Genomic DNA, 22,547 nt, shown 5'->3' with positions numbered 1-22,547 from the left:
ACCTGTCCTTTTGGATATGTCCAATTATACAGATGTAGAAAATCACATGGGCAACGGCCCATCTGCGCGCTAAAATTTCATTGTCGTCGCCGGACTCGCGCCTAAGGCGTTTTGCATTTTGCACTGCATTATGCAATGCTTTCGCTGCCGTTCTTTGCATCCTGCAAATTCCGCCGCCTCTTGACGGGTCGACCCCGCCCGAGTCTGATGCGGCGGCGCGCATTCAGGGGCAGGCAGGATGAAAAGCTGGAGACTGGCAGAGTTGAACGGCACCTTCCAGCTGCAGGAGGTGCCCCTGCCCTCTCCCGGCCCGGGAGAGCTGCTTGTCAGGGTCATGGCTTGCGGGCTGAACTTCGCCGACCTCCTGATGCGCGAAGGCAAGTATCAGGAGAAGCCCCCCCTGCCCTATACGCCCGGCATGGAAGTGGCGGGCGTCGTCACCGCGCTTGGTCCGGGCGTGGCGGGTCCGCTGCCCGGCACGCGGGTTCTGGCCTTCCTGAACCATGGGGGCCTGGCGGATGAGGCGCTTGCCCCGGCCGAGCGGGTGGTGCCGATCCCCGACGCCATGCCCTTTGATCAGGCCGCCGCCTTTCCGATCGCCTATGGCACCTCGCATCTGGCGCTGGCGCACAAGGCGCGGCTGCAACCGGACGAGACGCTGCTGGTGCTGGGCGCGGCGGGCGGCGTGGGGCTGACGGCGGTCGAGATCGGCAAGCGCATGGGCGCGCGGGTGGTGGCCTCGGCGCGCGGGGCCGAGAAACTTGAGATCGCCCGCGCCGCCGGCGCCGACGCGGTGATCGACAGCGACACGCCCGACCTGAAATCCGCCTTCAAGGCGCTGGGCGGGGTTGACGTGGTTTATGACGCCGTGGGCGGCGCGGGGTTTGACGCCGCGCTCTCGGCCTGTCGGCCCGAGGGGCGGCTTCTGGCCATCGGCTTTGCCAGCGGTCAGGTGCCGCAGGTGCCGGCCAACCTGCTTCTGGTGAAGAACCTGTCGGTCATGGGGCTTTACTGGGGCGGCTACCTGAAATTCGCCCCGCAGCTGCTGACCGGCAGCCTTGCCACCCTGCTGGGCTGGTATGCCGAGGGCGGCCTGCGCCCCCATATCAGCCACCGCCTGCCCTTCGCGCAACTGCCGCAGGCGCTGGAGCTGTTGCGCGACCGCAAGTCCACCGGCAAGGTGGTCGTCCGGGTTCAGGACTGAACCAGCTTCAACTCGCGCTCCTGCACCACCTGGCGCCCGCCGCTTTGGGTATAGGCCCGGTGGATCATCTCGGCCAACGCCTGAATGGTCGGCGAATGCGCGGGTTGGGCGATGTAGAGGTTGACCTTCTTCGTCGCCAGATCCGGCAGCGTTCCGCCATGGTTGATCCGCTCGACATAGGGCGGCTCGGACCCGGCCAGCACGGTATGCACCGCGAGATCGGCCGAAACGCTGGCCTCGACCGTGCGGGTCGAATCGCTTTCGACCGCCATCTCCCAGGCAATGCCGGCCTTGTCCAGGGCCGCCTGCACCCCTTGCCGGAAGATGCAGTTGTGCTCATAGGCCAATCGCAGCGGGCGGCTTTTCCAGGCCGTGCCCTGCGGCGCCCCGACCCAGACCAGCGGCAGTTCGGCGATGGTCTCGCCCTCCGGCTCCACCTCGGATTCGGTGGTCAGGATCAGGTCGCATTCCCCCCGCGCGAACTGCGCCTTCAAGACCCGCGTGAACGATGACAACAGCGTCACCTTCATCTTCGGATAGTCCTTGGAAAAGCGGCGCAGCACCTGCGGGATGGCGGGATAGACGATGTCATGCGGCACGCCGAGAATGATCTCGCCCTCATGTACGTCTGTGGTAAGCCGATGAAATGCCTCGTCATTCAGCGCCAACATCTTGCGGGCATAGCCCAGAAGCTGTTCGCCCTCCGCCGTGATCCCCACCTTGCGGGCCGAGCGGTCCAGGAGCTGGCAGCCCAGTAATTCCTCCAGCCGCTTGATCTGCATCGACACCGCCGATTGCGTCAGGTTCAGAAAGCCCGCGGCACGGGTCACGCCGCCGGCATCGACGATGGCCACGAACGACCGCAGCGAGGTCAGGTCCAGATTGCGGATCATATCACAACTCCTGATGTCAGCCGTCAAAAGCATTCATTTTCGAAATGTCGATGATTCGAGTAGAACAATCAAGTGCCCTGATGGAATTCCCCAAAAGGATCACCGCTGCAAATGTCCTGAAAGGAAAGATCATGTTCGCCTCTGTCACCACCTCCACGATGACGATCCGTCGCGTCCAGAAGCAGAGCATCCTCGGCCGTCTGGCCGAAACCCTGCGTCTGGGCGCCGCCGCCCGCCGTCAGCGCGCCGCGCTGGCCAATCTCGATGACGCCCTGCTGACCGACATCGGCCTTTCGGCCCGCACCGCCAGGACCGAGGCCGACCGCCCGTTCTGGGACGTGCCCGCCAGCTGGCGCCGCGGTATGTAAATTCCGCGGACGAAATGCCGGATTTCCACCGGAAATCCTTGAAATCCCGGCCCTGCCTCCCGATATTCAGCGCATAAGGCGGCGCGCGGAACCTCTGCGCGCCGCCTGCCAGAAACATCGGAGGCTATACATGGCACAGTTTGACACGATCCGGACCGTGGGCGCTGCCCAGCAGGCCCAGATCGACGCGGGCCTTCGCGCCCATATGAACAAGGTCTACGGCCTGATGTCGGTGGCCATGCTGGTCACTGCAGGCGTGGCTTGGGCGGTCGGCACCAATGAGGCGATGCTGAGCGTGATCTTCGGCTCGCCGCTGAAATGGGTGGTGATGTTCGCGCCCCTGGTCATGGTCTTTGCCTTCGGCGCGCTGATCAACCGCCTGTCGGTCGCGGCCGCACAGCTGTTCTTCTATGTCTATGCCGCTGCGGTCGGCCTGTCGCTGTCGTTCATCTTCGCCGTCTACACCGGCACGTCGATCGCGCAGACCTTCCTTGTGACCGCCATCGCCTTCGCCGGCCTGTCGCTTTACGGCTACACCACGAAGAAAGACCTCTCGGCGATGGGTTCGTTCCTCATCATGGGTCTGATTGGCCTGGTCGTCGCCTCGATCGTGAACATCTTCCTCGCCTCCTCGGCGCTGGCCTTCGCGATCTCGGTGATCGGCGTGCTGATCTTCGCCGGCCTCACCGCCTGGGACACGCAGAGCATCAAGAACACCTATATCGAACATGCCGTGCATGGCGATCAGGAGTGGCTGGGCAAGGCCGCCGTCATGGGCGCGCTGAACCTCTACCTCGACTTCATCAACATGTTCATGTTCCTGCTGCAATTCCTCGGCAACCGCGAGTAACGCCGTCCGCAGCAAAACCGCAAAGGCCGGGGGAAACCCCGGCCTTTTTCATTTCGAAGCCCCCGCGACACGCGGGCGACGATGGGGCGCAAAGCAAAACCGCGCCCGGTGGGGCGCGGCGTGCGGTTCGGCAATCGGGCAGGCAGATCTTACTTGATCTTGCCTTCCTTGTATTCGACATGCTCACGCTTGACGGGGTCGTACTTCTTCACGACCATCTTTTCGGTCATGGTGCGCGCGTTCTTCTTGGTCACATAGAAGTGCCCGGTGCCAGCCGTCGAGTTCAGACGGATCTTGATCGTCGCCGGTTTGGCCATGGTCGTCTCTCCTGCATCGGGGAAGCGGCGTCCCCCGGTCAAATCCTTGAAGCCCGCCTTTTACCCGGGACCAAGGCAGAGTCAACAGCAAAAGCGCCCTTTCAGGCAACCGATCGTGCCGCCGCGTCGCCCCCGGCCCCGGCATCGCGGCTTGCGGGGGCGTCGGCGTCCTCATCCACCTCGTCCAGCTGCACCAGAAGCCGGCGGAACCAGTCGGCGGCGGCCAGTTCAAAGCGGTCCGCCCCGGCGGTATGGCGCAGCTCGTCCATGCGGGCGCGCAGCCAGTCGAGCGCAATGCCCTCCTGCTCCGCCAGACCCCGAGCATCGACCAGATCCTGAAACCGCCCCCGGAACCAGGCCATCGCGGCGGCCTCCAGTTCGGCGACCCGGGGCAGGCCGCGAATCTGCGCCTCGATGGCGGCAACCTGCGGGCGGAAGCGGACAAGCGACTTGCTTTCCACCTCGTTGCGATTGGCAAGGTTGTAAAAGTCGGAGCCGATCACCCGCTTCTTGTTCTTGCGGCCGTTGGCATCGCCGCGGGCGTGCTTCAGCAGATGCAGGTCATCGGACTTGACGTGGTGGTGGTGCAGGCTCGCGTTGGCCCAGGTACACTGCGCCGCCTCGACCGGGTAGCCCGACTTGCGCCTGGACAACATGGCATCCACCGGCATCGGCACGCCTGCGGTGTTGACCACCACCGGCACCCGCCGTTTGAGCGGCAGCTTCGGCGTATGCACCCCCATCATGCGGAATTTCTGCGGCCGGAACAGGGTCTTGAACCCGATCTGCGCCGCGGCCCCCGGCACCGGCACCTCGCGCTCGCAGCGGGTGAAGGTTTCCACCACCGAGCCCCCCTGCCAGCGCGCCACCCCGGCGCTGCCGAAATGGCGCCACTGCACCGCAATGGCGTCGACCTCGGGATAAAGCGTGATCAGATCGTCGATGCGGCGGTTTCCGGCCTCGATGTTCAGGTATTCATCGGCATCAATGTGCAGCACCCATTCCGCCTGCCGCACCTGCGGCAAGGCAAAGGCCAGCTCCAGAGCCTGCTTCTGGATGGTGCCGGCCGGATAGGGGCCGGGGTTGTCGTAATGCTCGACCGGCACGAAGCCAGCCATGGCATCCAGCAGCCTGTCGGTTCCGTCCGAACAATCGTTGGTATAGACGATGATCCGGTCGAACCCCGCCGCCAGATGATGCGCCACCCATTCCACCACGAACAGCGCCTCATCTCGCATGCAGGCGACGATGACCTTTTCGGCAGGTGTGGTAGCGGCTTTGTCGGGTTTTGGCATGGGCAATCAGGGCGACCGTTTGACGATGGTGCGAACTATTCAACATTTCGCCGCAAATCGCCATGGCTTTTGCCCATAGGGGGAAATCGCGCGGAGGGCCTGTAAGCCGGATTCTGTCCAAGGGCCCCGGCTTGCGCCATTGCCCTCTGGATGACCATTCCTCTGCCGCACCCGTTGCCGGGGCGGTCAAGCTGCCAACCCGGACCTCTGGGCTGAAGTGTCCCTGTGGAGGTCTCCGCCGTCGCCTTGCGGCGGTCGCGGACCTTTCCACGCGAGGCCCCTATTCGGCATTGCTCCGGGTGGGGCTTGCCGTGCCGTCCCTGTTGCCAGGGCCGCGGTGGGCTCTTACCCCACCGTTTCACCCTTACCCCGCGTGCGGGGCGGTCTCTTCTCTGTGGCGCTTTCCCTGGGGTTGCCCCCGCCGGGCGTTACCCGGCACCCTTCCTTCATGGAGTCCGGACTTTCCTCGAACCGATCGGCCCGCGGTCATCCAGCCCTCCGCGCGATTGCGGGCATAGGCCGAAAGCACCGGCGCTTCAAGCCCCTGCGGCGCTGGCCCTGCCGCCGGATTGCCCCGGCCCGGCGGCAGGAGCCTCCGGCGGGGATATTTGGAAACAGATGAAGGGCCTTCGCCGAAGCGCGCGCATCAGGCGGCGGGGAAGCGGGCCGCAAGATCAGCGGCCAGCGCGCGGTCAGCGGCGTCTTCCGGCCCGTTTGCCCAAGGGCGGAACCGCAGGCGGAAGGCCGCCAGGCGCACGTCGGGCGGCGCCTCGGGATAGCCGAAAGCCGTCAGGCTTTCGGCAAGCGGCGCGTCAGCCCTGCCCGGTTCGGGCCAGACCGCCAGACCCTGCCGTGCCAGCCTGTGCCAGTCGAAATGCGGGCCGGGATCGGATTTGCGGGCCAAGGCCATGTCGGAATGGCCGATGACGCGCTGGGCCGGGATCGCCCAGCGCGCCATGATGGCCGCCAGAAGCGTCTCCAGCGCCACCATCTGCGGCTCGGCAAAGGGCTGGCTGCCGTCATTGGCCAGCTCGATGCCGATGGAGTGGCTGTTGATGTCGTCCAGCCCCGCCCAGCCGCCCGCGCCGGCGTGCCAGGCCCGGTGGCGCTCGTCCACCAGCGCCTCGGCCGTGCCGGTTTCGGAAATCAGCCAATGCGCCGACACCTCGGCCGCCGGATCGCAGAGCCGCGCGCGCGCCGCATCACAGGAAATCGCCGTGTAGTGGATCACCACCAGCGAGGGCGCGACACCCCCGCGCCGGTCGCCAAAATTCGGCGAGGGCAGGCTCACTGCAGGGCGGCGCGGAAGGGCGCGGGATCCCAGCCGCAGGCATAGCCGTCGCCGTCCGGGTCGATGCCGCGGCGGTCACGCTCCGGCCCGCCGGCGGCGAGGAAATCTTCCTGCGCCTCGATGTCGGAGGAATATTTCAGGCAGGCCGCGTCGGGGCTTTTCAGCTTCAGCCCGGCGCGGTCATACATCTGGGTGCCAACCGGGTGGCTGGTGGACAGCGCGAACTGGATGGCCGGCGAGGCCCCGGCATCGCCCGGCCGCGACGGCAGCGCCGTGGGCTGGTCGACGGTGTATTGCGCCTTGTTGCGCTCGATCCGTTCCTTGTCGCTGGCAATGGTCTCGCGGGCACTGACGGCCTGAAAGTCGTTCTCGTCCGAGATGCCGGCATGGGTCATCTCGCCGCTTTCTTCCTTGATGCCTTCGGGCGCATTGCCGCGCGGGCGCTGGCCGTTCGCGTCAAGCGGCACTGTATCCATCGGCGCGGGAGCAAGCGTCGAGGCCATCGGCGCGGGGGCGGCGGGGAAAGCCGCCGGATCGGTCGAGGTGACGCCGGTTGCGCGGTCGATTGCCGCCGAGGCACCCGCCGGCGAAAAGCCGGTTGCGGGGGGCATCGTCACCGGGGCGGGCTGGGCGCTCATCGGGGCAAGCGGCACTGCCGGGGCGGGCTGGGCGTTACGGACGTACGAGTTGTAATCCGTGAACCCCACGCCGCCTCCCGACTCCGGGACTTGCGGAGAACAGGCGGCCAAACCGAGAACGGCGGCGACAACAGGAAGAACGCGCATCATGTCTGCCTTTGTAGAAGGGCGAATTTTTCCGCCCCTTACCACCATTTTTCGGGCTTGGAAACAAAGCCGGCGGCGCGTTCCAGCACATAGGCGTGATTGAGCAGATCGCCTTCTTCCCAGGGCTTGCCGATCAGTTGCAGCCCCAGCGGCAGGCCTTTGGCATCCAGCCCGACCGGCACCGAGATGCCCGGCAGCCCGGCAAGGTTCACCGTCACGGTAAAGACGTCGTTCAGATACATCTCGACCGGATCGGCGCTGGCAATCTCGCCCAGACCGAAGGCCGAGGAGGGGGTGGCGGGCGTCAGGATCGCGTCGATCCCGGCGGCGAAGACCTGTTCGAAGTCGCGCTTGATGAGCGCGCGCACCTTGCGGGCACGGTTGTAATAGGCGTCGTAGAACCCCGCCGACAGCACATAGGTGCCGACCATGATCCGGCGCTGCACCTCTTTGCCAAAGCCCTCGGCGCGGGTCTTTTCATACATCTCGGTGATGCCGTCGCCCTGCGCCAGCTTGGCGCGGTGGCCATAGCGCACCCCGTCATAACGCGCGAGGTTCGACGAGGCTTCGGCGGGGGCGATGACGTAATAGGCCGGCAGCGCGTATTTGGTATGCGGCAGCGAGATGTCGACGATCTCGGCGCCGGCGTCGCGCAGCATCTCGATGCCCTGCTGCCAGAGCGCGTCAATTTCCGCCGGAATGCCATCGAGCCGGTATTCGCGCGGAATGCCGATCTTCTTGCCGCGGATGTCGCCGGTCAGCGCCGCCTCGAAATCCGGCACCGCGATGTCGGCGCTGGTCGAATCCTTCGGGTCATGGCCCGACATGGCGTTGAGGAAGATCGCCGCATCGCGTACCGATTTGGTCATCGGACCGGCCTGATCCAGCGAGGAGGCGAAAGCCACCACTCCCCAGCGCGAGACGCGGCCATAGGTCGGCTTGATGCCGGTGATGCCGGTAAAGGCCGCCGGCTGGCGGATCGAGCCGCCGGTGTCGGTGCCGGTCGCGGCAAGGCAAAGATCGGCTGCCACGGCAGAGGCCGAGCCGCCGGACGATCCGCCGGGCGTCAACGCCGTGGTATCTCCCTTGCGCCGCCAGGGGCTGACGACATTGCCATAGCAGGCGGTCTCATTGGACGAGCCCATGGCAAATTCGTCCATCGACAGCTTGCCGAGCATCACCGCGCCAGCATCGAAAAGCTTCGTCGTGACGGTCGATTCGTATTCCGGCTTGAACCCCTTCAGGATGTTCGAGGCCGCCTGCGACGGCACGCCTTTGGTGCAGAACAGATCCTTGATGCCAAGGGGAATGCCGCACATCGCCGGCGCATCGCCCGCCTTCAGCCGCGCATCGGCGGCGCGGGCCTGCTCCAGCGCAATCTCGGGTGTCTTGTGGACAAAGGCGTTCAGCCCGTCGCCCGCGTCGATCGCGGTGAGGCAGGACATCGTTAGATCGACGGCGGAAATCTCGCCCTTGCGCAGGGCTTCGCGGGCGGCCGCGATGGTCCAGGAGTTCGGGGTGGTCATCGGCTTACTCCACAACCTTCGGGACGGCGAAAAAGCCCTCGCGGGCGTCGGGGGCGTTCTTCAGCACCTGGGCCTGGATATTGCCATCCGTCACCACATCGGCCCGCCGCTTCAGCCGCATCGGCGTGACCGAGGTCATCGGCTCCACGCCCTCGACATTCACCTCGTTGAGCTGTTCCATGAACCCGAGGATGCCCGACAGTTCGCGGGCAAGCTCGGGCAGCGCCGCTTCTTCGACGCGGATGCGCGCCAGCTTGGCCACCTTGCGGGCGGTGTCGATGTCGATGGACATGGAAAACCTCGGAAAAAGAGTCTGGCCCCGTTTAGCCCCCCGCCCCCGGTCCTGCAAGCCTTGGGGCGCGGCTTTTGCACCCTGCCGACACACGAGCGCCCGACCAACCGCCATGGCGAGGTCGGCCCTTCCCCGAATCCCGGATCACGCTAGACTTTGCCGGACAGGTTCACGAGGCACCCCCATGCGCATCATCTGGCTTGGCCATTCCGGCTTTCGCATCGAGATCGAACAGGCGGTCCTGCTGATCGACCCCTGGCTGACCGGCAATCCGATGTTTCCCGCCGGCCGCCGGGCCGAGGCGATTGCCGGCGCGACCCATGTGCTTGTCACCCACGGGCACGGCGACCATTCCTCCGATGCCGCAGCCATTGGCAGGGAACGGCGCATCCCCCTCGTCGGCATCTATGACCTGATGAGCTGGCTGGAGGCCAAGGAGGGCGTGGCGACCATCGGTTTCAACAAGGGCGGCACGGTCGATCTGGGCGGTGCCCGCGTGACCATGGTGAACGCCTGCCATTCCTCGTCGGTCTCCACCCCCGACGGCCCGCGTTATGCCGGGGCCGAGGCGGGGTTCATGATCGCGGGCGACGGCCATGTGACCTATGTCTCGGGCGATACCGACATCATGGCCGACATGGGCTGGATGGGCGAATATCACCAGCCCGACATCGGCATTCTGGCGGCGGGCGGGCATTACACCATGGACATGGCGCGCGCCGCCTTTGCCGCGCGTCGGTTCTTCAATTTCAAGACGGTGATCCCCTGCCACTACCGCACCTTCCCGGCGCTGGCGCAATCGGCCGGCGTTCTGGCAGATGGCCTGCCCGGGGTTCGCGTCATCGAACCGCAGGTGCTGCAGGCGATTGCGCTTTAGGCCGGGCTCAGGCAGCCTGCCAGACCGGACCGAGCATGGCGGCGAGGGCGGCAAAGGCCTCATCCCGGCCCTCGCAGACCGGCCCGGCCTTGACCGCCACCGATGAGGCCCAACCGAACCGCCCGGCAAGCGCGGGCTTCAAGGTGATCTCCAGCCCCTTCGGGCCGGCTACCACCCGCTCCAGCGCATCTTCCGCGCCAAAGCTGTCATCCGTCACCTCGAACCAGACCGGGCCGCCAGTCAGCGGCTGGCGAAAGAGGCAATAGACCTCGTCCTCGGCCTCGCCTTCCGCGAAGCCGACAAACAGCTGGCCTTCTTCTTCATCCTCAACCACCGAGGCATAGGCCGCCCTGATCGTGATATCCGCCATGGTCACTCCTTACGTCTTTGCCAGCACCCAAAGCGCCACCAACCCCAGCGCCAGCGCCTGAACCCGGTGCAGCCGCGCCGAGGCCACCGGGTTTTCCGCGATCCGCCGGGCCTTGGCCGCAGCAAGGCAGATGCCAAGGTGAACGCTGCTTGCCACGATCAGATAAAGCAGCACAAGCAGCGCCGCATCCGGCCAGCCGCTGCCCTTCGGCAGAAAACCAGGCAACATGGCAAGATAGAACAGTGCCGCCTTGGGGTTCAGCAGATTGGTCACCAGGCCCGAACGAAAGGCCGCGCCCGGCGTCTCGCCGCCACCGGGCCGGTGATGCGCCGGATTGCCGGCATCCTGCCAGCTTTGCCAGCCCAACCACAGCAGGTATCCGACACCCGCCCAGCGCAGGGCCTGATAGGCGGCTGGCACAGCCTCGAACAGCGCGCTGATCCCTGCCATGGCCAAGGCGCCCTGCAGCGCCAGACCAAGCGTGATTCCCGCCACCGCCGCCATGCCCGTCCGACGCCCTTCGGTGGCCGACATCAGCGCCAGCCAGACCATGTTCGGGCCGGGGGTGATCTCGACGATCAGCACGGTCAGCAGAAAGCCTGCCAGCGCCCCCGCTGTCAGGTCCACTTGGCCACCGGCGGCAGGCTCATCAGCACGGCATTGGCGTCATGGCCGGTTTCCAGCCCGAATCTGGTGCCGCGGTCGTAGACAAGGTTGTATTCGGCATAAAGCCCGCGATGGATGAGCTGGGTCTCGCGGTCGGCCTCTGACGCCGGCGTGCCAAGGCGGCGTTCGGTCACCGGCAGGAAAGCGGGCAGGAAAGCCTCGCCCACGCTTCGGGTAAACGCGAAATCGGCCTGCCAGTCGCCGGTGTTCAGATCATCATAGAAGATGCCGCCCACTCCGCGCGCCCGGCCACGATGGGGAACAAAGAAATACTCGTCCGCCCAGGCCTTGAAGCGGGCGTAATAGGCCGGGTCATGGGCATCGCAGGCCCGCTTCATCTCGGCGTGAAAATGCGCGGTGTCCTCGGGGTATTCGATGCAGGGGTTGAGATCGGCCCCCCCGCCGAACCACCAGGCGCCGGGGGTCCAGAACATCCGGGTGTTCATGTGGACGGCGGGGGTATGGGGGTTCACCATATGCGCCACCAGAGAGATGCCGCTGGCCCAAAACCGCGGATCGCCCTCGATCCCCGGCACGCCGCGCGCCGCCATGGCCTTTTGCGCGCGCTCGCCCAAAGTGCCATGCACCTCCGACCAGTTGACCCCGACTTTCTCGAACACAAGACCGCCGCGCAGCACCGACATGATCCCGCCGCCGCCGTCATCGGCGCGTGTGGTGGGCGTGACCTCGAACGTCGCAGGCGGCGTTCCCACCGGCGCCGCCCGGCGTTCCAGCTCTTCGAAGGCGGCCACGATCCGGTCCCGCAGGGTGCGGAACCAGGTGGCGGCCTCGCCCTTGCGAACGGCGACATCATCGGTCATCGGCAATCTCCTTGCTGCAACCCTGCCTAACACCCGCCGCGTGGCGGCTCAACGTGCCGCGAACGGGGCGGCGTGATATGGCATAGCGGCGGGCAAAGCGTATAGTGGGGCGCAGTGGTCATCCTTGCGAGTCGCCCTCATGAAACGCCTTTTCCTTGCATCATTTCTGCTGCTTGCCGCCTGCGGCACCCCGCAAGAGCAGTGCATCAGCATCAATACCCGCGACTTGCAGGTCGTCGACCGGCTGATCCGCGAATCCGAAAGCAACATCGCACGCGGCTATGCCATTGAGACAGAAACCGTCTACGAACCGGATTGGATTGACTGCACGCCGATGCCGACCGCCGCGCGTCCGAAACCCGTGCGCCGGATGTGTTATGATCAGGTCCCCGTCACGGTGAGGCGTGAAGTGGCCATCGACCTGAACGCCGAGGCCGCCAAGCTGCAAAGCCTGAAAGCCAAGCGGGCGAGTCTTGCCGCCGCCGCCGAAGGCGTCATTGCCGCCTGCCGGACGAAATACCCCGAATAGGGCGCGTCGAAGCCCGTTCCGGGCACTCCTTGCAAGGCACCCCCGGGGCGGCTCAATGCGCCGGGGCGAACACTGAATCCAGCAGGCTGCGCCCGCCGTCGACCGTCAACACCTGCCCGGTCAGGAAGGACGAGGCGTCCGAGGCGAGATATTGCACGGTCTCCACGATCTCCGAGGCCGGCGCGATGCGGCCAAGCGGCGTGCCGGCCTCGATCTGCCCGCGCCAGTCCGGCTCGGCCTTCAGCGCCGCTTGCAGGCTGCCCGACAGCACCGAGCCGAAGGCCACGGCATTGACGCGGATGCCGTGCGGCGCCAGCGCCACGGCCATCGAGCGGGTCATCTGATCCACCGCCGCCGAGGCGATGGAATAGCCCATCAGGCAGGTCTGCGTCCGGGTCGCGGCAATCGACGACAGGTTGATGATGCTGCCTGCTGCCGGCTGCGGCCCGTCGGTTTCGGCCAGACCCTCAGCCTGCTTCATCATCCGCCGCGCGGTCATCTGGCTGAGCCGCAGGCTGGTCATCAGGTTCTGCTGGATCATCTCCTCGACCGCATCCTCCTCGACCTTCAGCGGATCCGAGACCTTCATCATCCGGCTGGCATTGACCAGAATGTCCACCCGGTCAAAGGCGTCGATCGTGGCCGACAGGAGGTTGGCGATGGTCAGCTTCTGCCGCAGGTCGCCCGAGAACATCCGCACCGGACCATCGCCGCGCGCCTCGTCGCCGATTTCATCGGTCAGCCGCGCTTCGTCCATGTCGGCGAACATCACCTGCACGCCCTTGTCCAGAAAATGCCGGGCAATGGCGAGCCCGATGCCGTTGGCCGAGCCGGTGACGATGGCGGTCTTGCCGGAGATGGAGAAGGACATGGGCTTCCTTTCGAGAAGTCAGAGCCGCGCGCGGATCGGGTTTGCGGCGCGGATCAGGCGGAAGGCGGCGTCACCGCCGATGTCCTCCACGCTGCGGAACAGGGGCGTCAGGATGCGATCATAGGGAAGGTGGCGATTGGCGACCAGCCAGAGCGTGCCGGTCGGCAAGAGGCCACGATGCGCGGCGCGGATGAAGGCCGCGCCCAGTTCGGGGTCCGCAGCGCGCGAGGTGTGAAACGGCGGGTTCATCACCACCGCATCCCAAGGCCGGGCCGGTTTGAAGCCGGTGGCATCGGCCCAATGGAACTGGGCGCGCGGGTCGGTGATGTTTTCGCGGGCACAGTCCAGCGCCTCGCGGTCGGCCTCCACCAGATCCAGCGAGGTCACGCCCTGCCGGGCCAGAATGGCGCGGGCAAGATAGCCCCAGCCTGCCCCCAGATCGGCGACATGGCCCTTGATCTTGTCCGGCAGGACCGCCGCCAGCAGCTCCGAGCCCCGATCCGGTCCGTCGGCCGAGAACACGCCGGGTCGGGTAACAAACCCGCCAGCAACCCGCCGCGGCGCCGCGGTCCAACCCGCGGGCGCCGGACCGGCGCGCAGGACAAAGGCCTTGCCATGGGCTTTCGAGATCACCTCGCCATGGGCAATGCCCGCCGCGCAGGCCAGCTTCAACACTGCTTCCGGCCCGTCGGTCTTTTGCCCGTCCACCAGCACCGGCGCCCCGGCGGGCAAAAGTGAAAAGGCCTGCGCGATCAAGGCCAAAGCCTCGGCCTTGGCGCGCGGCAGGCACAGCACGGCTGCCGTCGCGCGGGCGGTGTCCATCCGGTAACCCAGCCGCTGAAAGTGGTCGTAATCCGGCTTGAACCCGGTCAGCACCACAACCCGCAGCTTTGGCAGCGCCGAAAGGTCATCGCCGGCCTGCGGCGCCAGCACGACGACATCGCCTTCGGGCGGCACGACAAAGGCGCCGCTCTCCAGCGCCATTTCAAGGCGGGCAGATCGCATGGGCGGGGGCCTTCCGGCCTACTCCTTTTCCATGGTGCATTGCAACGGATGCTGGTGCCGGCGGGCGAAATCCATCACCTGCGCCACTTTGGTCTCGGCGATCTCATAGGAGAACACCCCCACCACCGCGAGCCCCTTCTTGTGAACGGTCAGCATGATTTCGAAGGCCTGCGCATGGTTCAGTCCGAAGAACCGCTCCAGAACATGCACGACGAATTCCATCGGCGTATAATCGTCGTTCAAGAGCATGACCTTGAACAGCGGCGGGCGCTGGGTGCGCGTCTTGGTTCTGGTCATGAGCCCGGTTTCCGGGCCGCGTCCCGGCCCGTTCCCGTTGTCCGACAATGTGTAGGGCTCAAGCGCCAAGGTCGCCTCGTGGTCCGGGATTCGCAAATGCGGGGTCTGACATCGGAATATAGCGGATTTCCGGCTTGCGAAAAGACCCCCGCTCCGCAAAGCCTGCAGGATGAAGGAGTTCCCCATGCTGACCACCATCGGATTCGATGCCGACGACACGCTTTGGCACAACGAGACCTTCTTTCGCCTGACGCAGGACCGGTTCACCCGGCTGCTGGCCGACCATTCCGACCCCGTCCGTCTGCACGACCGGCTGCTGGCCGCCGAGCGGCGCAACCTTGGGGCCTATGGCTTTGGCGTCAAGGGCTTTACCCTGTCGATGATCGAAACCGCGATCGAGGTTTCCGGCGGGCAGGTGCCGGCCTCGGTCATCGGAGAAATTCTGGCGGCGGGGCGCGAGATGCTGGAGCATCCCGTCAACCTCTTGCCCCACGCGCGGGCGACGGTGACGGCGCTGGCCGCCGAATACCGCGTCGTCCTCATCACCAAGGGCGATCTTCTGGATCAGGAGCGCAAGCTCGCGCAGTCGGGTCTGGGCGAGCTGTTCGACGGGGTGGAGATCGTGTCCGACAAGACGCCCGAGATCTACCGCGCCGCCTTTGCCCGCCATGGCACCGGCGCGGATCAGGGGCTGATGGTCGGCAATTCGCTGAAATCCGACGTGCTGCCGATGCTGGCGGCAGGCGGCTGGGGCGTGCATGTGCCGCATGAGCTGACCTGGGCGCTGGAACGCGCCGATCCGCCCACCGGTCACGGCCGGTTTCACCACCTGCCCGACCTGTCGTTGCTGCCCGATTTGGTGGGCAAGCTGGCCTCACCCCACAACAGGTAGTAGGGACAGGGGCGGCAGCGGCAAATTGCAACTTTGAAGAATGACGCGAAACCCATTGAAACAAAGGGGTTTTCCGACTGCGCGGCTCATGCTAGACTTTTGCAAAGAACAGATAAGCCTCCGGCAACAGGGGGCATCGAGGCAGAATATGATCGGCAAGGCCATTGCGCTCCGGGCGGGGCAGTATGTCCGCAATTTCATTGCATTCGCGGCCTTTGCGCTGCTTGCGGCCTGTTCCGGCCCGCAAGCGGCGGATGCCGCCCCCTATGCCGCCTATGTGATGGACGCCCGCACCGGCGAGACGCTCTATTCCGAGAATGCCGATACCCGCCTGCACCCGGCCTCGCTGACCAAGATGATGACGCTGTATATCGCGTTTGAAGAGATCGAGCGCGGCCGGCTGTCGCTGGATACCATGGTGACGGTGTCGAAGAATGCAGCCGGGCAGCCGCCCTCGCGCCTTGGGCTGAAGGCCGGGCAGAAGATCCAACTGCGCTATCTGATCCGGGCGGCGGCGGTAAAATCGGCCAATGACGCCGCGGCCGCGATCGGCGACCATATCGGCGGCGACACCGCAAGCTTTGCCGCCCGCATGACCAAAACCGCGAAGGCGCTTGGCATGAAGAACACCACCTTCAAGAATGCCAACGGCCTGACGGCCAAGGGCCATCTGTCCACCACGCGCGACATGTCCATCCTTGGCCGGCACCTGTTTTACGATTTCCCGCAATATTACAACATCTTCTCGCGCCGATCGACCGATGCCGGCATGGCCGAGGTGAACAATACCAACCGCCGCTTCCTTGACGCCTACAAGGGCGCCGACGGCATCAAGACCGGCTATACCGACGCAGCGGGCTTCAACCTGACCGGCAGCGCCGAGCGCGGCGGGGTGCGGATCATCGCCACGGTGTTCGGTGGCAAATCCACCGCCGACCGTAACGCCAAGATGGCCGACCTGCTGGACCTTGGCTTCCGCAAGGCCGGCAAGAACGTGGTCGAAGAACCGCCGACCAAGGTCGCCCCCGCCGATGACGAGGCGCTGGTGGCCGATGCCGGGACCGACGAGGCCTTGCCCGAGATCGAGGGCGGCGCGGCCAAGACCATCCGGGTGCAGATGGCGGTTGCCAGCTCTCCCCGGCCGATGGCCCGCCCCGAGACCGGCGAGGCTGCGGGTCAGGCCGTGGCCGCGATGCAGGACAGTATTGCCGGCGCCCTGGCCGAAGCCACCGCCCCGCCGCCGCCCGCCGACAGTCTGGAAGGTCAGGCTGTGGCCTTGGCCGAAGCCGAGACCGCGCCGCAAGAGCTGACTGTGACCGCCGCCCCGGCCTCCGGCACGCAGCTGGCGCTGGTCGCCGTCGCCCCGCGCCCGCCAAAGCGCAAGGCCCCGATCTATGACGAACCGCAGATCGCCAAGGCCGATGCGGCCGAAGTGGAGGCGACCGAGGCCGAGGTGATTACCCTGTCAACCTCGGGCGGGCGGCATTACGGCGTGACCGTGGGTCGCTTTTCCAGCAATTACGAGGCCGATCGCTTCCTGACCAAGACGGTGCTGGCCGAGGGCGCGACGCTGGGCAACGGCCTGCGCAAGGTGGTCAAGGGCAAGAAGGGCTTTGACGCCAACGTCGTGGGCCTGACCCAGCGCGAGGCCGAAATCGCCTGTTCGCGGTTGCAGGCCAAGGGCGTTTCCTGCTTCACGCTGGGCGAGTGAGCGCATGGCGGGGTTCGTCTTTGCCCCGCCGCCGCCGGTTTCCATCGCCATTGACGGGCGGGCCGAGCGCTTTGCGGTCCGCCGGATCTTCTGCGTCGGGCGCAACTATGCCGAACATGCCCGCGAGATGGGCCATGACCCGGCAGCCGAGCCGCCGTTCTTCTTCACCAAGCCCGCCGATGCAGTGGTGGAAAGCGGGGCGCAGATCCCCTACCCGCTCGCCACCACGGACCTGCATCACGAGGCCGAGCTTGTCGTGGCCATCGGCCGCGCCGGGGTTGCGGTTCCGCCAGCCGAGGCCCTGGCGCTGGTCTTCGGCTATACCGCGGGCAATGACCTGACCCGCCGCGACCTGCAGGCCGCCGCCAAGGCGGCACGCCGGCCCTGGGACATGGCGAAGGGATTCGACCAAAGCGCAGTGATCGGGGCGATCCGGCAGGGGGCAGAAGTGCCGCAAGGCCGCATCCGCTGCTCGGTCGGCAGGCGCGTGACGCAGGACGCGGCCTTGTCCGAAATGATCTGGCCGGTGCCCGACATCATCGCCCATCTGTCCCGGCTGGTGGCGCTGGCGCCCGGCGATCTCATCATGACCGGCACGCCGGCGGGCGTCGGCCCGATTGCCCGCGGCCAGACCTGCACGGTAGAGATCGACGGGCTTTCGCCGGCCAGTGTCACGGTGAACTGACCGGACCCCGGCGCAGGCCGCTAGGGGCGCGGAGCCGCGGCGCGGGCGAGCCGGTCGTTGATGGCGCGGCCGAGCCCTTCGTTCGGGATCGGGGCCGCGGAAATCCGGCCTTGCGGCCCGGCCAGACGATCCGCCTCGCGCAGCATGTGAAAGAGGTTGGCGGCAGCCTCTGCCAGATCGCCGGCGGGTGACAGGTTCAGCGTCGCCGGGCCGGCTGCGGTATCGGGACCGAACCCGATGTGAACCTCTCCGGCCGCGGGCTGCGCGTTCAGGCGCAGGGGCGCGGCGGGGGCGTAGTGGCTGGCCAGTTGCCCCGGCGCGCTGAGCTTGTCGCCCGTCTGGCGCAGCGCGACGGGACCGATCAACGCCTCCAGCGCCTCCAGCGCGACGCCGCCGGGGCGCAGCAGCGTGGCGGGGCCAGCAAGGCCGAGGATCGTCGATTCCACGCCCACCGCACAGGCGCCCCCATCGACAATGGCGGCGATTCGGCCCGAAAGCCCCTGCGCCACATGCTCGGCGCGGGTGGGCGAGACCTTGCCGGAAGGATTGGCCGAGGGGGCGGCAAGCGGGCCCCCGAAGGCACGGATCAGCGCCTGTGCCACCGGATGCGCCGGAATGCGGATCGCGACGGTGTCAAGCTCTGCCGTGACCAGCGGCGACAGGCCGGTGTCGGGCAAAAGCGGCAGCACCAGCGTCAGCGGGCCGGGCCAGAAAGCCGCCGCAACCGCGCGCGCGCGGTCGTCGAAGAGCGCGAAGCGTTCGGCCATGGCAAGATCGGCCACATGCACGATCAGCGGGTTGAAGCGCGGCCGGCCCTTGGCCTCGTAGATCCCGGCCACCGCGAGGCTGTTCTTCGCGTCGCCTCCCAGCCCGTAGACCGTCTCGGTCGGAAAGGCCACCAGCCCGCCTTTCGCCAGAATGGCGGCGGCGCGGGCAAGACCCGGTGCATCGGGCGACAGGCTTTCGGTCAAAGGCAGGGCGGGATCGGGCATCTCGTGACGCAGCGTTGGGGTTGCGGGGTTGGGCAAAGGGTCTAGCTTGACGGGCAAGGCCATACCCGGCCACAAGCCATTTGCCAAGCACAGCTCACGGAGCCTTTCATGCCCTATCGTGCCCCCCTGATCGATTTGCGCTTTGTGCTGGACCATGTGGCGGGCTTTGCCGACGTGGCTGCAACCGACCGCTTTGCCGAGGCCGTGCCGGAAACCGTCGAGGCGATCCTGACCGAAGCCGGGCGGCTTTGCGAGGAAACCCTCGCCCCTTTGAACCGCGCGGGCGACATGCACCCGGCGCGGCTGGAAAACGGCGTGGTGCGCACCTCGCCCGGCTTTGCCGAAGGCTACAAGGCGATCACCGAAGGCGGCTGGGTCGGCATCGCCGCCGATCCGGCCTTTGGCGGCATGGGATTGCCAATGGCCCTGGCCACCTGCGTCAATGACATGATGGGCTCGGCCTGCCTGTCGTTGCAGTTGAACCCGCTGATGACCCAGGGCCAGATCGAGGCCCTGGAGCATCACGCCAGCGACGCGATCAAGGCGCTTTATATTCCGAAGCTGATTTCGGGCGAGTGGTGCGCCACGATGAACCTGACCGAGGCGCAGGCCGGATCGGACGTCGGCGCGCTGCGCACCCGGGCGGAACCCTTGGGCGACGGCACCTATGCCATCACCGGGCAGAAGATCTTCATCACCTGGGGCGACAACGACTTCAGCGCGAACGTCTGCCATCTGGTCCTTGCCCGCCTGCCGGACGGGGCCGCAGGCACGCGCGGCATCAGCCTGTTCATGGTGCCAAAGATCATCCCCGACGATCAGGGCGCCCTTGGCGCACGCAATTCCCTGAACGTGGTCAGCCTTGAGCACAAGCTTGGCCTGCACGGCTCGCCCACCGCCGTCATGCAGTTTGACGCGGCCAGGGGCTGGCTGGTGGGCGAGCCGCACAAGGGCATGGCCGCGATGTTCACCATGATGAACAACGCCCGCCTTGGTGTGGGCGTGCAGGGCATTTCGGTGGCCGAGGCCGCATTCCAGCAGGCGCTGGCCTATGCGATGGAGCGCAAGCAGGGCAAGACGCCGCTGGGATCAGGCGCGATCATCGACCACGCCGACGTGCGCCGCATGCTGGGCCAGATGAAGGCCGAGATCTTTGCCGCACGCTCGATTGCGCTTGCCTGTGCTGTGGCGATCGACATGGGCCGGGCCACGGGGGATGCCGCATGGGCGGCCCGGGCGGCGTTCCTTACCCCCATCGCCAAGGCCTATGGCACCGACATCGGCAATGAGGTGGCCTATCTTGGCGTGCAAGTGCATGGCGGCATGGGCTTTATCGAGGAGACCGGCGCGGCGCAGTTTGCCCGCGACGTGCGGGTCACGGCGATCTATGAGGGCACCAACGGCATTCAGGCGATGGATCTGGTGGGCCGCAAGATGATGGATGGCGGCGAGGCCGCTTTCCGGCTGATCGACGAGATCGAGGCCGGGGCCGAGGCGGCCCGCAGCGCCTTTCCCGATCTGGCCACGCCGCTGTGGCACGCCGCCGAGGCGCTGCGCGACGGCACCGAGGCGCTGCTGGCACAACAGGGAAATGACCGCAATGCCGGGGCGGTGCCCTATCTGCGGGCCTTTGCCCGCGTGCTGGGGGGACATTGCCACCTGAAAGCCGCGCTGGCCGATGCCAGCCGCGCCGATCTGGCCCGGTTCCACATCCGCCGGCTTCTGCCCGAACATGGCGCGCTGCTGGCGCAGGTGCGCGAGGGGGCCTCTGGGATCTATGCCCTGACACCCGAGGTCTTGCAGGCGTGATCATCCGGCATCCCTTCGAAGTTCCGCCCGCGCACGGGCAGGCGGTTGAGGTGGCCGAGGGCATCCTGTGGTTGCGCCTGCCGCTGCCGATGGCGCTGGATCATGTGAACGTCTATGCCTTGGCCGATGCCGATGGCTGGACGCTCATCGACAGCGGCATGAACAGCCGCAAGACCCGCGCAATCTGGGAGACGGCGCTGGCTGGGCCGCTGGCCGGCAAGCCGGTGGCGCGGGTTCTCCTGACCCATCATCACCCCGACCATGTCGGCCTTGTCGGCTGGTTTCAGGAGCGCGGCGCGGAGTTGCTGACCACCCGCACGGCCTGGCTTTACGCCCGCATGCTTACGCTCGACGCGCAGGACCGCCCCGGCCCGCAGGCGATGCAGTTCTATGCACGGGCAGGCATGGCGCCGGACATGCTGGCCAAACGCGCCGGCGAGCGGCCCTTCAACTTTGCCGACGTGGTGGCCCCGATGCCGCTTGGCTTTACCCGCGTCGAGGAAGGCCAGACCCTGACGCTTGCCGGTCGGCGCTGGCGCGTGCGGCTGGGTCAGGGCCATGCGCCCGACCACATCACGCTCTGGTCCGACGACGGGCTGGTGATCGGCGGCGACCAGCTTCTGCCCGGCATATCGCCCAACATCGGCGTCTACCCGACCGAACCTGAAGCCGATCCGCTAACCGACTGGATCGCCGCGACCGACAGCTTCAAACCCCACGCGCGCAGCGATCACCTGGTCCTGCCCGGCCACAAGATGCCCTTCACCGGCCTGCCCTTCCGGCTGGAGCAGATGACCGACAACCACCATGCCGCGCTGGAGCGGCTTCTGGATCATCTGCGGACGCCCCGCACCGCCGTCGGGTGTTTCCCCGCCCTGTTCCGGCGCCAGATCGGTGAAGGCGAATACGGCCTTGCGCTGGTCGAAGCGGTGGCGCATCTGAACTGCCTCTTGCGGCGGGGCTGCGTTTGGCGTTCCTTGGGACAGGACGGGGCTTACCTCTGGCAAGCCCTTTGAGACCGGATCAGGACTGGCGCCACCTGCCCGCCCCCCTCGGAGGAAACGGGAGGCGGCATGAGGAGGAACACCATGGCGCAAAAAGACCCCGATGCAGAGGCCAAGCTGGCCGAAGCGGTCCACAAGGCCACCGGCCTGCCCGACCTGCCCGACCATGAAAGCGAAACCGCACTCGCCCCGGCCGGCCCGCCGGTGGATCTTCCCGAACCCCAGCCCGTACACAAATCCCCGGCACGCTGGGCCTATGAACGGCTAGTGCAGTACATCCGCAACTTCGAGGCCCAGCTGGATGGCAATCACGAGGTTGCCATGGGCTTTGCCGGCTCCGAAGTGGGCGTGCTGCGGATCGAGGGTCTTGGCTATTACGACCCCGATATCCTGACCTTCTACGGCCGCGACGACGAAGGGCTGAACACGCAGCTCATCCAGCATGTCACCCAGTTGTCGGTCATGCTGCGGGCGGTGCCCAAAACCGTGCCGGAAGTCCCCGCCCGCCGCATCGGCTTTCACCTGCCGCCGGGCTGGAGCGGCGGTGAAGCGGGGGACGGTTCGGCCTGAGCGCGGGGCGACATCACGCCGGGCGCTTGACATTCCCGGCGTCAGGCGGACTAGACGGGGCAACCTTGCCCTTGACCGGAGTCCAGTCATGACCACCCGCCCCCGCATCGTCCTGTCGAGCGATCACGCCGCCATTGCCCTGCGCCAGACCATTGCCGCCCATGTCGCCAGCCTTGGCTGGGAGCCGGTGGACATCGGCCCGATGACCCCCGAAAGCACCCCCTACCCGCAGCATGGCGAGGCGGCGGCGCGGCGCGTGGCTTCGGGCGACTGTCAGCTGGGCATCATCCTGTGCGGCACGGGACAGGGCATCATGATGGCCGCCAACAAGGTGAAAGGCATCCGTTGCGGCGTGTGCGGCGATGCGTTCTCGGCCCGGATGATCCGCCAGCACAACGATGCCAACATGCTGTCCATCGGCGCGCGTGTCGTGGGCGAAGGTCTGGCGCTGGACATCGTGACAGCCTTCCTGACCGCCACGTTCGAAGGCGGCCGGCATGCAACCCGCGTTGACATGATCACCGCGCTTGAGCCCTGAGACCGGACCGGGGCCACGACAGCCGCCGGCAAATCTTGCTGGCGGTTTGCGACGTCTCCCCCCGTGACAGTCGCGCATGAATCGGCTAA

General features: G+C 66.6%; 26 protein-coding genes and 1 other RNA gene. 12 read left to right on the top strand and 15 right to left on the bottom strand.

All coding sequences use genetic code 11. The features are described from left to right. Window positions 1–238 precede the first annotated feature (238 nt). Window positions 239–1,204: an NADPH:quinone oxidoreductase family protein gene (locus G4Z14_RS11525; protein ID WP_164625839.1), complete on the top strand. Its 966-nt coding sequence runs from the start codon at window positions 239–241 to the stop codon at window positions 1,202–1,204. On the opposite strand, the gene G4Z14_RS11520 is transcribed toward G4Z14_RS11525, so the two are convergent. Then, window positions 1,195–2,097: a LysR family transcriptional regulator gene (locus G4Z14_RS11520; RefSeq protein WP_164625837.1), complete on the bottom strand. Its 903-nt coding sequence runs from the start codon at window positions 2,095–2,097 to the stop codon at window positions 1,195–1,197. The two genes, G4Z14_RS11525 and G4Z14_RS11520, sit on opposite strands and share 10 nt — an antisense overlap. A gap of 131 nt (window positions 2,098–2,228) precedes the next feature. Here G4Z14_RS11520 and G4Z14_RS11515 point away from each other — a divergent pair, with 131 nt between their 5' ends. Both G4Z14_RS11515 and G4Z14_RS11510 read left to right on the top strand, forming a co-directional pair. Beyond that, a complete protein-coding gene (locus G4Z14_RS11515; RefSeq protein ID WP_164625835.1) occupies window positions 2,229–2,465 on the top strand; it encodes a DUF1127 domain-containing protein in 237 nt (78 codons plus the stop codon). Window positions 2,466–2,595: 130 nt separating this feature from the next. Beyond that, window positions 2,596–3,315, top strand: a complete 720-nt coding sequence (locus G4Z14_RS11510) for a Bax inhibitor-1/YccA family protein (protein ID WP_164625833.1) — start codon at window positions 2,596–2,598, stop codon at window positions 3,313–3,315. A gap of 149 nt (window positions 3,316–3,464) precedes the next feature. Here the strand turns inward: G4Z14_RS11510 and rpmG are convergent, their stop codons facing one another. The 7 genes from rpmG to gatC all read right to left on the bottom strand — a co-directional run bounded on the left by rpmG (window position 3,465) and on the right by gatC (window position 8,821). After that, the gene (gene rpmG, locus G4Z14_RS11505; RefSeq protein WP_008027883.1) at window positions 3,465–3,632 is read right to left on the bottom strand and encodes a 50S ribosomal protein L33; all 168 of its coding nucleotides are present in this window, start codon (window positions 3,630–3,632) and stop codon (window positions 3,465–3,467) included. Window positions 3,633–3,733: 101 nt separating this feature from the next. Further along, a complete protein-coding gene (locus G4Z14_RS11500; RefSeq protein ID WP_164625831.1) occupies window positions 3,734–4,927 on the bottom strand; it encodes a glycosyltransferase family 2 protein in 1,194 nt (397 codons plus the stop codon). Between the two features lie 86 nt (window positions 4,928–5,013). Beyond that, window positions 5,014–5,429: RNase P RNA component class A (gene rnpB / locus G4Z14_RS11495), an RNA gene on the bottom strand. Between the two features lie 144 nt (window positions 5,430–5,573). Further along, complete coding sequence (locus G4Z14_RS11490) at window positions 5,574–6,218, bottom strand: N-acetylmuramoyl-L-alanine amidase (protein ID WP_164625828.1); 645 nt, start codon at window positions 6,216–6,218, stop codon at window positions 5,574–5,576. Continuing rightward, window positions 6,215–6,829 (bottom strand): hypothetical protein, encoded by a 615-nt coding sequence (locus G4Z14_RS11485; RefSeq protein ID WP_227751681.1) that lies wholly within the window; start codon window positions 6,827–6,829, stop codon window positions 6,215–6,217. Before G4Z14_RS11485 ends, G4Z14_RS11490 begins: the two co-directional genes overlap by 4 nt. Before the next feature lie 212 nt (window positions 6,830–7,041). Further along, window positions 7,042–8,529: an Asp-tRNA(Asn)/Glu-tRNA(Gln) amidotransferase subunit GatA gene (gatA, locus tag G4Z14_RS11480; protein WP_164625824.1), complete on the bottom strand. Its 1,488-nt coding sequence runs from the start codon at window positions 8,527–8,529 to the stop codon at window positions 7,042–7,044. 4 nt (window positions 8,530–8,533) lie between these two features. After that, complete coding sequence (gene gatC, locus G4Z14_RS11475; protein ID WP_164625822.1) at window positions 8,534–8,821, bottom strand: Asp-tRNA(Asn)/Glu-tRNA(Gln) amidotransferase subunit GatC; 288 nt, start codon at window positions 8,819–8,821, stop codon at window positions 8,534–8,536. Between the two features lie 184 nt (window positions 8,822–9,005). Between gatC and G4Z14_RS11470 the strand changes: the two genes are divergently transcribed. Continuing rightward, window positions 9,006–9,698: a metal-dependent hydrolase gene (locus G4Z14_RS11470; protein WP_164625820.1), complete on the top strand. Its 693-nt coding sequence runs from the start codon at window positions 9,006–9,008 to the stop codon at window positions 9,696–9,698. A gap of 7 nt (window positions 9,699–9,705) precedes the next feature. Here G4Z14_RS11470 and G4Z14_RS11465 read toward each other — a convergent pair whose 3' ends face one another. From G4Z14_RS11465 to hemF, 3 genes are read right to left on the bottom strand one after another with little or no spacing between them, the layout of a single operon-like run. Next, window positions 9,706–10,068 (bottom strand): hypothetical protein, encoded by a 363-nt coding sequence (locus G4Z14_RS11465; protein ID WP_164625818.1) that lies wholly within the window; start codon window positions 10,066–10,068, stop codon window positions 9,706–9,708. 9 nt (window positions 10,069–10,077) lie between these two features. Continuing rightward, entirely contained in the window at window positions 10,078–10,695 is a 618-nt protein-coding gene (locus G4Z14_RS11460; protein WP_164625816.1) for a LysE family translocator, read from the bottom strand. Next, complete coding sequence (gene hemF / locus G4Z14_RS11455) at window positions 10,686–11,555, bottom strand: oxygen-dependent coproporphyrinogen oxidase (protein WP_164625814.1); 870 nt, start codon at window positions 11,553–11,555, stop codon at window positions 10,686–10,688. The genes G4Z14_RS11460 and hemF overlap by 10 nt, the downstream gene beginning before the upstream one ends. A 139-nt stretch (window positions 11,556–11,694) precedes the next feature. Between hemF and G4Z14_RS11450 the strand changes: the two genes are divergently transcribed. Further along, the gene (locus tag G4Z14_RS11450; protein ID WP_164625812.1) at window positions 11,695–12,084 is read left to right on the top strand and encodes a hypothetical protein; all 390 of its coding nucleotides are present in this window, start codon (window positions 11,695–11,697) and stop codon (window positions 12,082–12,084) included. 52 nt (window positions 12,085–12,136) lie between these two features. On the opposite strand, the gene G4Z14_RS11445 is transcribed toward G4Z14_RS11450, so the two are convergent. From G4Z14_RS11445 to clpS, 3 genes are read right to left on the bottom strand one after another with little or no spacing between them, the layout of a single operon-like run. Continuing rightward, window positions 12,137–12,955 carry an SDR family NAD(P)-dependent oxidoreductase gene (locus tag G4Z14_RS11445; RefSeq protein ID WP_164625810.1) on the bottom strand — a complete coding sequence of 273 codons (819 nt, stop codon included), beginning with the start codon at window positions 12,953–12,955 and terminating at the stop codon, window positions 12,137–12,139. Window positions 12,956–12,973: 18 nt separating this feature from the next. Then, on the bottom strand, window positions 12,974–13,960 hold the full coding sequence (locus tag G4Z14_RS11440; protein WP_164625808.1) for a class I SAM-dependent methyltransferase: 987 nt from the start codon (window positions 13,958–13,960) through the stop codon (window positions 12,974–12,976). Window positions 13,961–13,978: 18 nt separating this feature from the next. After that, on the bottom strand, window positions 13,979–14,257 hold the full coding sequence (clpS, locus tag G4Z14_RS11435) for an ATP-dependent Clp protease adapter ClpS (protein ID WP_164625806.1): 279 nt from the start codon (window positions 14,255–14,257) through the stop codon (window positions 13,979–13,981). Window positions 14,258–14,426: 169 nt separating this feature from the next. Between clpS and G4Z14_RS11430 the strand changes: the two genes are divergently transcribed. From G4Z14_RS11430 to G4Z14_RS11420, 3 genes are all read left to right on the top strand, one after another. Beyond that, window positions 14,427–15,149 (top strand): HAD family hydrolase, encoded by a 723-nt coding sequence (locus G4Z14_RS11430; protein ID WP_164625804.1) that lies wholly within the window; start codon window positions 14,427–14,429, stop codon window positions 15,147–15,149. A gap of 148 nt (window positions 15,150–15,297) precedes the next feature. After that, window positions 15,298–16,860 carry a D-alanyl-D-alanine carboxypeptidase family protein gene (locus G4Z14_RS11425; protein ID WP_164625802.1) on the top strand — a complete coding sequence of 521 codons (1,563 nt, stop codon included), beginning with the start codon at window positions 15,298–15,300 and terminating at the stop codon, window positions 16,858–16,860. A gap of 4 nt (window positions 16,861–16,864) precedes the next feature. Continuing rightward, window positions 16,865–17,545: a fumarylacetoacetate hydrolase family protein gene (locus G4Z14_RS11420; RefSeq protein ID WP_164625800.1), complete on the top strand. Its 681-nt coding sequence runs from the start codon at window positions 16,865–16,867 to the stop codon at window positions 17,543–17,545. Window positions 17,546–17,565: 20 nt separating this feature from the next. Here the strand turns inward: G4Z14_RS11420 and G4Z14_RS11415 are convergent, their stop codons facing one another. Further along, on the bottom strand, window positions 17,566–18,537 hold the full coding sequence (locus G4Z14_RS11415) for an L-threonylcarbamoyladenylate synthase (protein WP_164625798.1): 972 nt from the start codon (window positions 18,535–18,537) through the stop codon (window positions 17,566–17,568). Between the two features lie 108 nt (window positions 18,538–18,645). On the opposite strand from G4Z14_RS11415, the gene G4Z14_RS11410 reads away from it, so the two are divergent. The 4 genes from G4Z14_RS11410 (at window position 18,646) to rpiB (ending at window position 22,458) form a co-directional block, all read left to right on the top strand. Then, window positions 18,646–20,346 (top strand): acyl-CoA dehydrogenase, encoded by a 1,701-nt coding sequence (locus tag G4Z14_RS11410; RefSeq protein ID WP_164625796.1) that lies wholly within the window; start codon window positions 18,646–18,648, stop codon window positions 20,344–20,346. Next, window positions 20,346–21,362 carry an MBL fold metallo-hydrolase gene (locus G4Z14_RS11405; RefSeq protein ID WP_321573034.1) on the top strand — a complete coding sequence of 339 codons (1,017 nt, stop codon included), beginning with the start codon at window positions 20,346–20,348 and terminating at the stop codon, window positions 21,360–21,362. Before G4Z14_RS11410 ends, G4Z14_RS11405 begins: the two co-directional genes overlap by 1 nt. 72 nt (window positions 21,363–21,434) lie before the next feature. Continuing rightward, a complete protein-coding gene (locus tag G4Z14_RS11400) occupies window positions 21,435–21,920 on the top strand; it encodes a DUF6173 family protein (RefSeq protein WP_164625794.1) in 486 nt (161 codons plus the stop codon). Window positions 21,921–22,008: 88 nt separating this feature from the next. After that, window positions 22,009–22,458: a ribose 5-phosphate isomerase B gene (gene rpiB / locus G4Z14_RS11395; RefSeq protein ID WP_164625793.1), complete on the top strand. Its 450-nt coding sequence runs from the start codon at window positions 22,009–22,011 to the stop codon at window positions 22,456–22,458. Window positions 22,459–22,547 lie beyond the last annotated feature (89 nt).

Origin of the sequence: Tabrizicola oligotrophica, from assembly GCF_011008935.1 — a bacterium.
Taxonomy (GTDB): domain Bacteria; phylum Pseudomonadota; class Alphaproteobacteria; order Rhodobacterales; family Rhodobacteraceae; genus Tabrizicola_A; species Tabrizicola_A oligotrophica.
This window is presented reverse-complemented; position numbering and strand designations above follow the sequence as displayed.